Genomic DNA, 13,260 nt, shown 5'->3' with positions numbered 1-13,260 from the left:
CTTTACGCTTCACGGTCACCCACCATCGATTGCACCCCGCTGCCCGCTCACATCTCTCCTGCTGCGCTCCCCACACCCTCACACCTGATCCATAGCCTCGACCACTCCCTTATCCTCACCCAGGAACCCTCCGCTTTGATGGTGCCACAGCCGCGCATAGACACCGTTCTTCCCAAGCAATTCGGTGTGAGTGCCCTGTTCGATGATGCGACCGTCATCCATGACAATGAGCCGGTCCATGGCCGCGATCGTGGACAGCCGATGGGCTATCGCGATCACGGTCTTGCCCTGCATCATTTCATCAAGGCTTTCCTGAATGGCCACTTCGACTTCCGAATCCAGCGCGCTGGTGGCCTCGTCAAGAAGCAGGATCGGGGCGTTCTTGAGCATCACACGGGCAATCGCGACGCGTTGGCGCTGGCCGCCCGACAGCTTGATGCCGCGCTCACCCACAAGGGTGTCGTAGCCGGTATGGCCTTGCCGGTCGCTCAGTTGGCTGATGAACCCGTCGGCCTGGGCATTGGCCGCGGCGCTGCGAATTTGCGCGTCGGTCGCATCGGGACGACCGTAAGCGATATTGTCGCGAATGGAACGGTGCAGCAGGGAGGTATCCTGCGTGACCATGCCGATGGCGCCGCGCAGGCTGTCCTGCGTCACGTGTGCAATGTTTTGGCCATCGATGCGAATCTCCCCGCTGTCGACGTCATAGAAGCGCAGCAGCAAGTTGATCAGCGTGGATTTGCCGGCGCCAGAGCGGCCAACCAGGCCGATTTTTTCGCCCGGACGGATGCTCAGGTTCAGGCCATCAAGCACCTGGCGTTCGCCATTGTAGTTGAAGCTCACCTTATCGAAGGTTACCGCGCCGCCGGAGGTCACCAGCACGCCCGCTCCCGGCGCGTCCTGCACCTTGGCGCCTTGGGTCAGCGTCTCCATGCCATCCTGAACGGTGCCGATGCACTCGAACAGTGAGGTCATTTGCCACATGATCCAGTGCGACATGCCATTGATACGCAACGCCATGGCGGTGATTGCCGCTACGGCACCCGCGCCGACCTCACCCTGGTGCCAGAGCCACAGGGCATAACCACCTGCTGCCATGATCAACGCCACCACCAATGCCTGGTTGACGATCTCGAACTGGCTGACCAGGCGCATCTGGCGAAAGCCGGTTTGCTTGAAATCCTCCATCGCTGCACGCGCAAAGTGCGCTTCACGATTGGAGTGGGAGAACAGCTTCACCGTCGTGATGTTCGTGTAGGCGTCTGAGATACGCCCGGTCATCATCGATCGCGCATTGGCCTGCTCCTGCCCGACTTTTCCCAGGCGGGGTACGAAGTACAGCATGGCCAGACCGAACAACACGATCCAGGCAACGAAAGGCAGCATCAGTTTCAGAGCGAAGCCGCCGGCCAGTGCGATGATCGCAATGAAATACACCCCGATCCCGGGTGCGATCTCGATAAGGGTGAATAGCACGTCGCGCACCGCTAGCGCAGTCTGCATCACCTTGGTAGTGACTCGGCCGGAAAACTCATCGGAAAAAAACGACAGGCTTTGCCGCAGCATCAGGCGATGGAAGTCCCAGCGCAGCCGCAACGGCAAGTTAATCGCCAATATCTGGTGCTGCACCATGGTGCGCAACGCCACCAGCCCGACACTGGCCACCATGACGATGCCCATGCCCCACAACACGCGGCTCTCCTGTTCTGCCGCTTCACCGCCTGCCTGCCAGGTCGAGAGCAGGTCCACGACCTGCCCGAGGAAGGAAAACAGCCAGGCTTCATAAATCGACACACCGGCACTGAGCAGCGCAAGCGCAAGGATGTAACCGCGGGCGCCCCGGGTACAGGCCCACAGGAAGCGAGCCAGGCCGTCGGGTGGCGGTGGTACCTCGTCAGGAGGAAAAGGGTCGAGTCTTCGTTCAAACGCACGAAGCATGGTGGTCTCCAAAACGATCAAGTGTAGGAGATTCTGTCATTGAACGGTTGCTTTGAGGGTTTTGCGAAGTTGAGGTATGGCGCTGAACAGCAGAAGGCCCCTTGACCGGTTACAACGCAACGCATCGGAACGGCTAAGCTTTTTCGAATGAACCTCGTCTTTCAAGGAAGACTCCATGAGCAGCGCCCCCCTGTCTGAACTGGATGCCGCTCTACCCGGTCTGGCTCGCAAGATCCGCGTACTGGATGCCCTGTCCTGGCCGGATGGCGTCGAGGAAGTCTTCCTGGCACATTGGCGCGCAGGCAAAGCAGCATTGCCTGAAGTCGAGCAGCACCCACGCGAGCACAGCGCCGACATAGCCGCCCTGGAAGCTTTTATCGGGCGTTGCGATCAGGGGCATCCAGCCGGGAACTACCTCGCCATGACAGCGCGTAGCTATGCCACGGCTGGACGTATGCTCGGTGCGATTGGCACTCCCGCCTTCACTCAATATTCATCCGCGTTGTACCGGCGCCCGGATTTCTATTATCCGGGCCAGAAACTCAGCATGCTGGACGCGGCCCATTTCTTTCTCACGACCACCGACGCCCTGCTGGGGGGGGCCCGGATTCCACCGACTCAGGCTGATATCCCGGCCGAGGCCTTCGCTGCCTGGATGCAGCCGGAACTGGACCGTTTCTTTGGCGAGGGCCGGGTCGCGGTCGTGCTTGACCCGACCCTCGCTGCCAAGGCGATCGCCGGGGCAAGCCGCATTCGTCTGCGTAGCGGCGCACTGTTCTCTGAGCTGGATAAAAATCAGCTATTGCAGCATGAGGCCTTCGTGCATGTCGCTACCGCCCAAAATGGCGCGCTCCAGCCCAACCTAAAAAGCCTGGGTTTGGGAGCGCCCCGCACGACTCAAACTCAGGAAGGTATTGCCACCCTGGCAGAACTGTTCACCGGCAGTATGGACATCAGCCGCTTGCGCCGCCTGGCCCTGCGCGTGCTGGCGGTCCAGCAAGCGTTGGACGGCGCCGATTTCATACAGGTCTTCGAGGGTTTTCTTGCTGCCGGCCAGTCGCAAGAGGAGTCCTTCCGCTCAACCCAGCGGGTCTTCCGTGGCGCCGACCTGCGGGGTGGTTCGGCGTTTACCAAGGATGCCGCCTACCTGACGGGTTTGCTGGGTGTCCATACCCTATTGCGCATCGCGATCCGCGACAATCGGCCGGAACTGGTGGGTCATTTGTTTGCGGGACGCCTCAGCCTGGCGGATACCGTACGCCTGGCGCCTCTATTCGAGTCCGGCTGGCTGCAGGGACCCACCTATGTACCGGCCTGGGCCTGCGATCTACGTCTACTCGCCGCCAACCTGGCCTTCTCCGCTTTTATCGCCCAGATAAAACTGGATGTGCTCGATCTGGAAGTGCTCATGGTCTTTGCCGATGACCACGAAAGCGATGCCAGCGCGATGTGATCACGGTACCGATACATTCGCACTGTTTCAGGAGGGAAAAATCATGCGAAGGATTATCGCAACGGCAGCGCTCTTGCTGGCTTTGGGCGGGTGCGCAACATCACCTATGCGGGTTTCTGAAGCTCGGTCAGTGCCGGCCGACAAGATGTACGCGTTCAAAAGCCAGGGTACGAAAGATCCGGGACGCCTGACCATCCTCCGTGATGAAGGGTTTGTCGGTGCGGGATGTGACGCCGTGTTCTACATTGATGGTCAGCGCGCAGCCAAGATAGGTCCCGGTCAGAAGGCGTCTTTCGTTTTGCCGGCCGGTGAAGTGAATCTCGGTGCCGGGCTCGCCGAATCTGGATTATGTGCGGGTGCAGCGATCAAAACCGTTGCGGCCAAGATCAAGTCAGGGAAAGAAGTGGTTTATCGAATCAACTGGGATACGCAAGGTTTCGACTTGGGCCCCTACGTTGAATATGGACGTTGAGCCCGGACAGCTCCAGCCTGTTTCGCACGCCACCTTCAGTGAGTGATCGGCAACACCACACCACTTGTCTTATTTCAGTTCCGTTCTTATCTCGGTTCCGGGTACGAAAAGTTTACTGGGATCATCAACCTTCTTCAGGTCAACCAAGGCTCGGCAAATGCAATGTGAGAATTGTTTCTGCAACGTTTCGGGGTCTTTCCAAGCCATTTCCGATGCTTGCAAATGTTGCCCCTCGGGCGATTTATAGCAGACACAATTGTCCAATCGGGTGACGCCATTATCATTTGTGCTCTGACAAGCAGTAGTAAGCAAAGAGATCGCGATGAGCATGACGAAACGTTTCATTGGCTCCCCTCCGAGGCTGTGGTGAAGGGCTGACTCTCAGCAGGATGTTGTAACGGCGTGGTGGCCGCTGAAGGCGGTTATACGCCATGGACGGAAAGCCCAATCTGCTCAATAAGCCCGACAGTAGGTGGAAGCTTAGCTCTCATTTTGCGTCGCTCCATTCACTGGCTAAATTTGGCCGAATACAGTCATTAAAGGATCGTGTTCAACACCCATTTTCTGTCCCTCCCCACTCGGCTGTTTTGCAGAGCGTGGCAGCTTTGGCATAGACAACGGCTCGGCTTGATCTAGCCTTGAATGAGATCACGCGGGAGAAAAATGCCATGCCCCTCGCTCTCAGAAATCTACCCACATTTGCTTTGGGTGCCTTCTTTTGTATAGCCGCGTGGGGTCAAGAGGTAGCAGACACCCATTCCCCACCGGCCATACTCCCATTGGAGTCTGAGACGGGACCAAAACTCATTGCCTATCCGCCGCTCCCCGCGCCGCTCGCCCGCGGAGTTGTCATCATCCAGTATCGAACCGAGCACGCCCGGATGATGCCGGTATTTGGCAAAACGGCCGTTGAAGTATCACCACGGCTCGGTCACCTTCACGTGACCGTCGACGACTGGAAAGGTACATGGGCGCACACCAGTGAAGACCCGATTATTTTGGTTGGGCTGACGCCTGGTTCTCATAAGGTGCTTCTTGAAGTGGCTGATCCGAGTCATAAGATTCTGACCAGTACGGAGGTGAGTTTTGTGGTTCCGGAGAAGAAACCTTGAAACAAAGGGGAATGACTTATTTCGGTCACCGCTGGCAATCCTGCCGTATGTGGTTCAACAGTAGACAACCGCGTTACTGGACCTCACTGAACCCACTGTTACTGCTTGCAATCCAGGAGTAGATTATGGCAAATATCGCATCTCCCGCAGAGCTCTCGTTTTTCTCAGGCATATGGCCTGTCCTCCCCTCAATTCTTTGGATATCACTAATACTGTTCGCAATATTATTATTTAAAAAAGAAATCCAACAAATACTTCACCATTTCTCATGGAGACTTAGAACCGGGGCAGCTTTAAAATTATTTTCCATAGAGCTCGGACAAAGCTATGTATCACCATCGGCCGACCTCATCAAAGACGAGTCAGCACTTGATAGTTACGTTGACAAAAATAATGAGCGCAAGATTCAGAGGCAAATGTACTATCAACCCAATCGAAACATCCAGCTTGTACATCGTATAGCTCCATCCGAAAACCCCGGAATGTTATATGACATCCATCTCTACTTAATCACTCATAAGGACGGGACTTTATGCAACGTTGCTAAAGTCGAGTACTACTTTGGGCCGCACTGGGGGAACCTAATTTTCATCTCCGTCGACCGCGGCAGGGGTTTTCCAATTAGCACCTCGGCTTTCGGCACTTTCATCTGTACCGCAAAACTTTATTTCACTGATCATGATGAGGCATTCGTTAGTCGCTATGTCGATTTTGAAATGGGCGCTATTGGCAATAAAAAATAATAACGCAGTAGCTATCCACCTACCAGATGCGCCGCCAGCGCTCGGAAAACGTCGGCGACAAGCAGAAACTTAAAACCAGATGAAGTGACTAACAAAGGACAAATAGAGGCGACCCAATATCAGATATGAAATCTAATTAAACAAAAGCACATTTAGCAGCTTAATGGGTACACGGCTCGGTATTCAGTCATTCGAAGCTGCATCGCTTCTAGCCTATGCTTCGATCATCCAGATCTCGAAAATTGGCAACCCAATGAAACCCTGTGATGAGAGACGATGAACACAGCGTTGGAGTACACCTACCTATGCATGAAAAATGGAACGGACCTTTTCCTTCGTAATGTTCGGTACATTCTGGATCTCTGTTTTCCTGGTGAATCATTTGACGACCAACTTCGCAAGACATGGATGACAGAATCGCTCCTATGTTCTGCTCCCGAAGAAGGTAAATCGGTCAAAGCATCATGTTGGCGAGCTTGCTCTTCGTGCTATCTGACGCCGCAGCTAGACTTACTTTCTGATGCATTTATAGTCGCATTGGGTACCAAAGCGCAGACACGCTTGAGGTCTCTCGGCTTGCATTTTTTCCCCGCTGCTGCAGCTTCTCCTCCGGGTTGCAATTTTACTGGCTCAAGAGACTCCTGGCGTGAAGCGGCTACGATTTTGCGTGAGCTGCGCACGATTTGAAGGCTATACGGATTGGAGGCAGCAAATATCGCTTGTTTAATGGCCATGCCAATCCTGGTCTCAACTCCTACGATAATCTCGGAATCGGCTCCTTGCTCGCCTAACCTAATGAAGCTTATAGTCCGCCCCGTCGCCCAAAATGGCGATTCAGGTTTGGCGACCTGATCATAGAGAATGCGAAGGCTATCCGCTTTATTGCAGGGGTCAACGCACCCGCAAAGCCGCTATTATGGCGGCTGTGCGCGGGAGATCTTCGGGTCTGCCGGTTTTCTCTGTGCCGGTTCGCCAACCTGCGCACAGCTGTCACCCAATCGTTTGGCGACGACTGAGTGTCGGCCTTGAGCCAATCAAACAGAGATCTTCAAATGAATAGATATATGCCCCTCACCGGAATCGACCTGATCCCGGCCTCCCTGCTCATCGACACCCAAGCTCCACTCGACGTCCTGCAAGCCATGGCCGATTACCGCATCCGCACCGTCACGCAGGTGCTGGAAAACATCGCCTTCCGCGCCGAGCTCGGTTGCGACACGGTAGTGTTGACGGACTTTTCCAAACTGCTGGCCATTCCGTTGCGCGATGGCTGTGACTTGATGGATGTGATCGGCCGGCGCTTGCGGGCGCAGGCGGCGGAGTAACGAAAACGGGCGCCTTATCAGGCGCCCGTTTTGTTTGTACTCCGCAATGCTTTACTGGGACGTAGCATCAGACGACACGACGAAACCCACCGCTCACTGCAAAGGATTGCCATGTGAACACTTCCGTCATCCCGCCCTCCCTACTCAACGCCCTGATTTGGCTACTACCGCTAATGCTGGTGTTGACGCTGCTGCAAACTCGCCTGTTCAAAGGCTGGTTCGGTGAACAGCTAGTACGGTCGCTCGCGCACTTTCAATTGGATCGTCAGGTTTACCGCCGCCTGCATGACGTGACGCTGATCACCCCGGACGGCACCACGCAGATCGACCATGTGTTTGTTTCACCCTTCGGCATTTTCGTGCTGGAAACCAAGAACATGAGCGGCTGGATCTTTGGTGGTGAAAAGCAGGCTCAGTGGACGCAACAGATCTACAAGAAGCGCTTCCAATTCCAGAACCCGGCCCACCAGAACTACAAGCACTTGAAGGCACTGCAAGCCGTGCTGGGTATCGGCCCGGAATATGTGCATTCGGTTATCGTGTTTGTCGGCCCGAGCACCTTCAAGACCAGGATGCCGGCTAATGTCATCCGCGGCAGGGGCTGGGTCCGTTACATCAAGTCTTTCCAGCAAACGGCGTTCAGCGAGGCGCAGGTGACGGCCATGTTGGATACCCTGCAAGCAGGTCGCCTGGCGCCGACGCTCGCGACCCGGCGTGAGCATGTGCAACGTCTCAAGCAGCGCAACGATCCATCCGCCTCTCGCCAATGCCCGCGCTGCGGCAGTGCGCTGGTGGTGCGTACATTCAAAAGCGGTCCCAGGGTCGGTCAACAGTTTTGGGGATGCAGCACATTTCCCAAGTGCCGGACGATGCAGCCCATCGCGCCCAACAACTAAGCTTTACCAAGAGGCCACTTCGCAACTCTGAAAGTCAGGAGGCGAACAATGAGCAAACAACCTCAACCCCGTAGCCGCTCCAACCCTCAGCCCAGATCCCGCCCGGTTGTGCCCAACCTGCCTGGCAAAACGGGCGACAAGTCCGGGGGTTTACGCGGTAACTACCCGCCGAAGAAGCATTGAACTCCGGTACAGGCAATAAATCCGAGAATCATCTGGCCGGCCTCCCCTACCTCACGGTATTTACCGACGAACCCGCCCCGTCCCCAGAGGTCAAAGCAGTTGATGGCATCGCCAATGATCAAAGGCTTCTAGCCTATTTCATCCAAGGACGAAGCCAGTCGTTCACACACTGTAGGGTGCGCCGGATCATTTCAGTAGGCTCGGATTCTGCCGGGGGCAGGTGCAGACTGCTGCTCACATCCAATGCTCCCGTATCGGAGTACGAAAATGACTCAGTCAATGCGGTTCTTCCTATCCATCGTCCTCGCGACTGCCTCACTGGCATCGGCGAGTTTCATGAACTCTGCCGGTGCGGCAACCGCCGAGGATCTGGATACCGACTCTCGGCAAGCGTTGCAAACGCTCTACAAGACTCATCCCTTTGCCGAGACCATGTCGCACAACGCCAAAGCGATACTTGTTTTCCCGAAAATCATCAAGGCCGGCCTTGTGTTTGGTGGCAGCTATGGCGAAGGCGTTTTGTTCAAAGGCAAGACAGTTGAGGGTTATTACAACTCCGTCACCGGGTCATGGGGGCTGCAGGCAGGTGCCCAGTCGTATGGCTATGTGGTTTTCCTCATGACCGATAAAGCCGTGAGCTATGTTCGCGAGACCAAGGGGTGGGAAATCGGCGTAGGGCCCACCGTCGTTGTAGTGGATGAAGGGATCTCGAAGAACCTGTCCAGTTCGACGCTGAAGGACGATGCCTACGCGTTCATATTTGACCAGCAAGGGTTAATGGCCGGAGTCAGCATCGAGGGCACGAAGATTTCCCTGATCAAGCGCTGAAAGCCGTCTATCAAGGCGCCTTGCGTTGTCTGCAAGACGCCCCGACAGAGCGTTATCACCGTCCTCGCCAAGAGGTGGCCTGATGAATCTTCTAACCAGATGCAAGGGTGTATGTATTCTTCTGGCGCTGTGCGTGGCGGTGTTCCTGACACTGGTGATTTCCTGCAGCACATTGCCGAGAATAGTGCCCGACATGGCTCGCGCGCCCTCTGCGCCAGTGCAACTCGACGGGGTCCACGGACCTCTGTCAGCCGAGCGCAGCAAAGCCATTCTCGACCGACTCAAGTCCACAGGCGCAGAAACCAACATCTTTGATGTGCACCTCGCTATCGAAGAATCCGTTGTCGGTAGTCCGCTAACGGAAGGAAACAAGGTCGACTTGCTGCAGGACGGCCCCTCCACCTACCAGTCGATGATCAAAGCCGTGGAAGGTGCGCGCGACCACATCAACATGGAGACCTACATCTTCGACGATGATGAAGTCGGCCAGCGCTTCGCCGCCGCACTGATCGCTCAGCAACACAAAGGGGTGCAGGTCAATCTGATCCGTGACAGCGTCGGAACCCTTGGAACACCCTCAGCGTTTTTCGCTCGATTGACCGAAGCGGGCATCAAGGTGCTGGAGTACAACCCGGTCAATCCGGCGACGGCCAAAGCGGGCTGGGACGTGAACCAGCGCGACCACCGAAAGCTGCTGATAGTGGACGGCCGTATTGCCTTTCTTGGCGGGATCAACATCAGCAGCGTCTATTCGGGGGGCTCGTTCAGCTCTCACTCGAAGACTCGCCCCAATGGTGATTTGCCCTGGCGCGATACCGACTTGCGCGTCGAGGGGCCAGTGGTTGCGGATCTTCAGAAGCTGTTCATCGAAACATGGACGACCCAGAAAGGTGAACCGCTCGCCGCTCGCCAATACTTTCCGCCACAGGAGCGCAAAGGCACCGAGGTTGTTCGCGCCATCGGCAGCTCGCCAGATGAGCCGTTCAGCCTGATCTACGCGACCCTGATTTCGGCGCTGCATAGCGCGCAGACCGAGATATGGCTGACGAACGCCTACTTTGTGCCCGATCCGCAGTTGCTGGCGGCACTCAAGGAGGCGGCGGCACGTGGCGTCGACGTCAAACTGGTGCTGCCCAGCAGCACTGATTCGTCGCTGGTGTTTCATGCAGGACGCGCTTACTACAGCGAGCTTCTGAAGGCCAACGTCAAGCTTTACGAACGCCGTGACGCGCTGCTCCACGTCAAGACGGCAGTCATCGATGGCGTGTGGTCGAGTGTCGGCTCCACCAACTTCGACTGGCGCAGCTTTCTGCACAACGATGAAGTCAACGTGGTTGTGCTGGGCACCGGGTTTGGAAAAAAGATGCAGGCGGCATTCATGGCTGATCTGGCCAAGTCGAACGAAATCAAGCTGGAAAAGTGGCAGCGTCGCTCGCTCGCGGTGAAAGCCAAAGAGCAGATGGCGCTACTCTGGGAATACTGGCTCTGAGTCGAGTGGCGCATCGCCGGGATGCGCTCTCCTGCTCCCTGATGGGTATTTCGTCAACTTACCGAGTCACTGCCGCACTCCGAGTACCCCCAAACGCACTCGTACCCAACCAGCGCCACAAACTTTCCGCATCCTTCACCGCGCCATCCACACGCAACTCTCGCGACTGAAGCACCTCCCGCGGTGTGCGGTCGCCCGTCCACACTTCGGTCAACGCGCGTACGCTGGAGTCCACGACCAGCGTCAGTTCGCGGCCCGGGTCGTCGCGACATAGATCCGCCACACCCTGCTCCACCACCAGCCACCACGCTTGCTCGCCGGGCCGCGCGTCGCGGAACGTGAACTGGATGACCACCGGTCGGGACGGGAACGTTTCGATGCGCACAAACCGGCGCACGTCCCACATCAGCAATCCGGCGTCGAGTTCGTCATCGCGCAGGCGACTGCCGATCCAGCGCGCGCCCCAATGCCCTAGCGCCATGATGATGGGGCGCAATTCCTCGCCCGCCTCGGTCAGGCTGTACTCCCAGACTTTACCGGTGGCCGTGCGGTGTATGACGCCGATTTCTTCCAAATGGCGCAGCCGCTGTGTCAGCAGGTTGGTGGACATCCGTGGTACGCCGCGGTGCAGTTCATTGAAGCGTTTACTGCCACACAGCAACTCGCGCACGACTAAAGGTGTCCAGCGCTCGCAAAGGGCTTCAGCACCGCGCGCGACCGTGCAGAACTGACCGTAGCTCTCTTCCATCGCCTGGACTCCGCAACTGTAACGCTTCAGTTTTTGAACTAGCCCCGCTTCTCCGCCACGCGCACGCTCAAGCCTTCGAAAGCCAAGAGCCAAAGGAGAACGCCATGACAACGGTAGCCATCATTCAGCGCCCGCCCGTGCTGCTCGATCGCAGCGCGACGATCGCCCGGGCCGTGCAATCGGTCGCTGAGGCTGCGACGGCGGGAGCCTCGCTGATCGTTTTGCCCGAATCGTTCATTCCCGGTTACCCGTCCTGGATCTGGCGGCTGGCGGCGGGAAAGGACGGGGCTGTAATCGGCCAGTTGCACACGCGGCTGCTGGCCAACGCCGTCGATATCACCAACGGTGACCTGAGCCAATTGTGCGAGGCCGCAAGGGTTCATGCCGTGACGATCGTGTGCGGCATCAATGAATGCGACCGGTGCAATGGTGGCGGCACGCTCTATAACAGCGTAGTCGTTATCGGCGCGAACGGCGCCGTGCTCAACCGCCACCGCAAGCTGATGCCGACCAATCCGGAGCGCATGGTGCATGGCTTCGGTGATGCCTCCGGGTTGCGCACGGTCAATACACCGGTCGGCCGCGTGGGTGCGCTGATCTGCTGGGAAAACTACATGCCGCTGGCGCGCTATTCGCTGTATGCCCAAGGGGTGGAAATCTACGTCGCGCCCACCTACGACACCGGCGAGGGCTGGATCAGCACGATGCGTCACATTGCGCTTGAAGGCCGCTGTTGGGTGCTCGGCAGTGGCACCGTGCTGCGCGGCAGTGACATCCCCGAGGATTTCCCGGCGCGTACGCAGCTGTTTGCCGATCCGGATGAATGGATCAACGACGGCGACTCGGTGGTGGTCAGTCCTCAAGGCCGGATCGTGGCCGGTCCCTTGCACCGGGAGGCCGGCATTTTGTATGCGGACATCGACGTCGCACTCGTGGCGCCGGCGCGGCGGGCGCTCGACGTCACCGGGCATTACGCGCGCCCTGACATTTTCGAGCTGCAGGTGCGGCGCACGCCGGCGACAACGGTGCGCTATATCGACGAGTGAACAAAGGCAACGTCGGTATCACTGGCCATTGATAAAGGAGTCATGTCATGAGCAATGAACGGTCTTACAAGGGCAGTTGTTTTTGCGGCGCAGTCGAGTTCACCGTCAGCGGCGAGCCGGCCGGAATGGGCTATTGCCATTGCGAGTCGTGTCGGCATTGGTCAGCAGGGCCGGTCAACGCCTTCACGTTGTGGAAACCCGACGCGGTGCAGGTGACACGGGGCGCCGACAACATCGGCACCTACAACAAGACACCGCGCAGTTATCGCAAGTGGTGCAAGACGTGCGGCGGGCACCTGTTCACTGAACACCCCGAGATGGGTTTGATCGATGTGTATGCCGCGGTCATTCCGGATCTCGCGTACTCGCCGGGGGTTCACGTTCACTATCAGGAGACGGTGCTGCGGATCAAAGATGGATTGCCGAAGTTGAAGGATGTCCCCGGTGAATTAGGCGGATCGGGTATCAGCGTGGAGGAATAGCGCGGGCAAGCTAAGTGTCTGGAATCCCATACCGGTTGCTGTCTGTTCGACGCTCAAGCAGCGGAACAAATAAAAACGGGCACCCTGAAGGCGCCCGTTTTTCCATCATCGCCGCTGAGTTAAACCGATGCGATTTCACCGCCTGGCCAATTCACACACCGATGCTCAATCTCGCGATCAGTGCGATTTTTTTGATCCTGAGGTGGCAGCGTTGTGCAACCCTTTGGTGTTGTGATCGCCTGGGGTCGAGGTCGAAATGGCACCGGCCTTTGTGACGCCGCGGGTATCTCGGGATTGGGCGATGCCTGAAGTCGTAGAGCCATGACCGCGACTTTCTCCGCGATCATTGCCGTAGTGGTTTCCGCTTTCACCACGGTCTCGAACCGCCTTGCCGGCATGATCGCTGGCCAGTCCATTACCACGGCCATTACTGTCAGCGTTGCCGGAGTGACCTGAACCGCTGTGACCGCCACCCGTGCCACCGCCATGGCCGCCGCCATTGCCACCGCCGTTACCGCCTCCGTTGCCACCACCACCACCACCAC

At 57.4% G+C, this 13,260-nt stretch carries 14 protein-coding genes; 10 read left to right on the top strand and 4 right to left on the bottom strand.

The genetic code is table 11. The features are described from left to right. Positions 1–78 precede the first annotated feature (78 nt). Positions 79–1,938: an ABC transporter ATP-binding protein gene (locus EYC95_RS24840; RefSeq protein ID WP_131062668.1), complete on the bottom strand. Its 1,860-nt coding sequence runs from the start codon at positions 1,936–1,938 to the stop codon at positions 79–81. A 175-nt stretch (positions 1,939–2,113) separates the two neighbouring features. On the opposite strand from EYC95_RS24840, the gene EYC95_RS24835 reads away from it, so the two are divergent. Together EYC95_RS24835 and EYC95_RS24830 are read left to right on the top strand one after the other, a co-directional pair. Continuing rightward, positions 2,114–3,391, top strand: a complete 1,278-nt coding sequence (locus EYC95_RS24835) for a flavohemoglobin expression-modulating QEGLA motif protein (RefSeq protein ID WP_131062667.1) — start codon at positions 2,114–2,116, stop codon at positions 3,389–3,391. Next, the gene (locus EYC95_RS24830; protein WP_305955876.1) at positions 3,360–3,863 is read left to right on the top strand and encodes a hypothetical protein; all 504 of its coding nucleotides are present in this window, start codon (positions 3,360–3,362) and stop codon (positions 3,861–3,863) included. The genes EYC95_RS24835 and EYC95_RS24830 overlap by 32 nt, the downstream gene beginning before the upstream one ends. Before the next feature lie 69 nt (positions 3,864–3,932). Here the strand turns inward: EYC95_RS24830 and EYC95_RS24825 are convergent, their stop codons facing one another. Next, positions 3,933–4,208 (bottom strand): hypothetical protein, encoded by a 276-nt coding sequence (locus EYC95_RS24825; protein WP_131062666.1) that lies wholly within the window; start codon positions 4,206–4,208, stop codon positions 3,933–3,935. Positions 4,209–4,531: 323 nt separating this feature from the next. On the opposite strand from EYC95_RS24825, the gene EYC95_RS24820 reads away from it, so the two are divergent. From EYC95_RS24820 to cls, 6 genes are all read left to right on the top strand, one after another. Next, the gene (locus tag EYC95_RS24820; protein WP_131062705.1) at positions 4,532–4,975 is read left to right on the top strand and encodes a DUF6130 family protein; all 444 of its coding nucleotides are present in this window, start codon (positions 4,532–4,534) and stop codon (positions 4,973–4,975) included. A 125-nt stretch (positions 4,976–5,100) separates the two neighbouring features. Continuing rightward, entirely contained in the window at positions 5,101–5,718 is a 618-nt protein-coding gene (locus tag EYC95_RS24815) for a pYEATS domain-containing protein (protein ID WP_131062665.1), read from the top strand. 1,052 nt (positions 5,719–6,770) lie between these two features. Continuing rightward, entirely contained in the window at positions 6,771–7,043 is a 273-nt protein-coding gene (locus EYC95_RS24805) for a hypothetical protein (protein ID WP_077749846.1), read from the top strand. 173 nt (positions 7,044–7,216) lie between these two features. Next, positions 7,217–7,939, top strand: a complete 723-nt coding sequence (locus EYC95_RS24800; protein ID WP_131062703.1) for a nuclease-related domain-containing protein — start codon at positions 7,217–7,219, stop codon at positions 7,937–7,939. A 450-nt stretch (positions 7,940–8,389) separates the two neighbouring features. Beyond that, positions 8,390–8,950, top strand: coding sequence for a YSC84-related protein (locus tag EYC95_RS24795; protein ID WP_131062664.1), 561 nt, complete (start codon positions 8,390–8,392; stop codon positions 8,948–8,950). 82 nt (positions 8,951–9,032) lie between these two features. Beyond that, positions 9,033–10,439 carry a cardiolipin synthase gene (gene cls, locus EYC95_RS24790; RefSeq protein WP_131062663.1) on the top strand — a complete coding sequence of 469 codons (1,407 nt, stop codon included), beginning with the start codon at positions 9,033–9,035 and terminating at the stop codon, positions 10,437–10,439. 58 nt (positions 10,440–10,497) lie between these two features. Here the strand turns inward: cls and EYC95_RS24785 are convergent, their stop codons facing one another. Beyond that, on the bottom strand, positions 10,498–11,187 hold the full coding sequence (locus EYC95_RS24785) for a helix-turn-helix domain-containing protein (RefSeq protein ID WP_131062662.1): 690 nt from the start codon (positions 11,185–11,187) through the stop codon (positions 10,498–10,500). Between the two features lie 104 nt (positions 11,188–11,291). On the opposite strand from EYC95_RS24785, the gene EYC95_RS24780 reads away from it, so the two are divergent. Further along, positions 11,292–12,233, top strand: coding sequence for a carbon-nitrogen hydrolase family protein (locus EYC95_RS24780; RefSeq protein ID WP_131062661.1), 942 nt, complete (start codon positions 11,292–11,294; stop codon positions 12,231–12,233). A 47-nt stretch (positions 12,234–12,280) separates the two neighbouring features. Then, positions 12,281–12,715 (top strand): GFA family protein, encoded by a 435-nt coding sequence (locus tag EYC95_RS24775; RefSeq protein ID WP_131062660.1) that lies wholly within the window; start codon positions 12,281–12,283, stop codon positions 12,713–12,715. Between the two features lie 177 nt (positions 12,716–12,892). Here the strand turns inward: EYC95_RS24775 and EYC95_RS30380 are convergent. Further along, positions 12,893–13,260 (bottom strand): hypothetical protein (locus EYC95_RS30380; protein ID WP_218568854.1); only part of this gene is annotated, 368 nt, incomplete at its 5' end.

The organism is Pseudomonas sp. BGI-2 (genome assembly GCF_004310295.1).
In the GTDB taxonomy this organism is placed as follows: domain Bacteria; phylum Pseudomonadota; class Gammaproteobacteria; order Pseudomonadales; family Pseudomonadaceae; genus Aquipseudomonas.
This window is presented reverse-complemented; position numbering and strand designations above follow the sequence as displayed.

What these genes read in the sequence shown, in the direction of transcription:
- EYC95_RS24840 (WP_131062668.1), bottom strand. Translation starts at nt 1,938, where the DNA reads ATGCTTCGTGCGTTTGAACGAAGACTCGACCCTTTTCCTCCTGACGAG.
- EYC95_RS24835 (WP_131062667.1), top strand. Translation starts at nt 2,114, where the DNA reads ATGAGCAGCGCCCCCCTGTCTGAACTGGATGCCGCTCTACCCGGTCTG.
- EYC95_RS24830 (WP_305955876.1), top strand. Translation starts at nt 3,360, where the DNA reads ATGACCACGAAAGCGATGCCAGCGCGATGTGATCACGGTACCGATACA.
- EYC95_RS24825 (WP_131062666.1), bottom strand. Translation starts at nt 4,208, where the DNA reads ATGAAACGTTTCGTCATGCTCATCGCGATCTCTTTGCTTACTACTGCT.
- EYC95_RS24820 (WP_131062705.1), top strand. Translation starts at nt 4,532, where the DNA reads ATGCCCCTCGCTCTCAGAAATCTACCCACATTTGCTTTGGGTGCCTTC.
- EYC95_RS24815 (WP_131062665.1), top strand. Translation starts at nt 5,101, where the DNA reads ATGGCAAATATCGCATCTCCCGCAGAGCTCTCGTTTTTCTCAGGCATA.
- EYC95_RS24805 (WP_077749846.1), top strand. Translation starts at nt 6,771, where the DNA reads ATGAATAGATATATGCCCCTCACCGGAATCGACCTGATCCCGGCCTCC.
- EYC95_RS24800 (WP_131062703.1), top strand. Translation starts at nt 7,217, where the DNA reads ATGCTGGTGTTGACGCTGCTGCAAACTCGCCTGTTCAAAGGCTGGTTC.
- EYC95_RS24795 (WP_131062664.1), top strand. Translation starts at nt 8,390, where the DNA reads ATGACTCAGTCAATGCGGTTCTTCCTATCCATCGTCCTCGCGACTGCC.
- cls (WP_131062663.1), top strand. Translation starts at nt 9,033, where the DNA reads ATGAATCTTCTAACCAGATGCAAGGGTGTATGTATTCTTCTGGCGCTG.
- EYC95_RS24785 (WP_131062662.1), bottom strand. Translation starts at nt 11,187, where the DNA reads ATGGAAGAGAGCTACGGTCAGTTCTGCACGGTCGCGCGCGGTGCTGAA.
- EYC95_RS24780 (WP_131062661.1), top strand. Translation starts at nt 11,292, where the DNA reads ATGACAACGGTAGCCATCATTCAGCGCCCGCCCGTGCTGCTCGATCGC.
- EYC95_RS24775 (WP_131062660.1), top strand. Translation starts at nt 12,281, where the DNA reads ATGAGCAATGAACGGTCTTACAAGGGCAGTTGTTTTTGCGGCGCAGTC.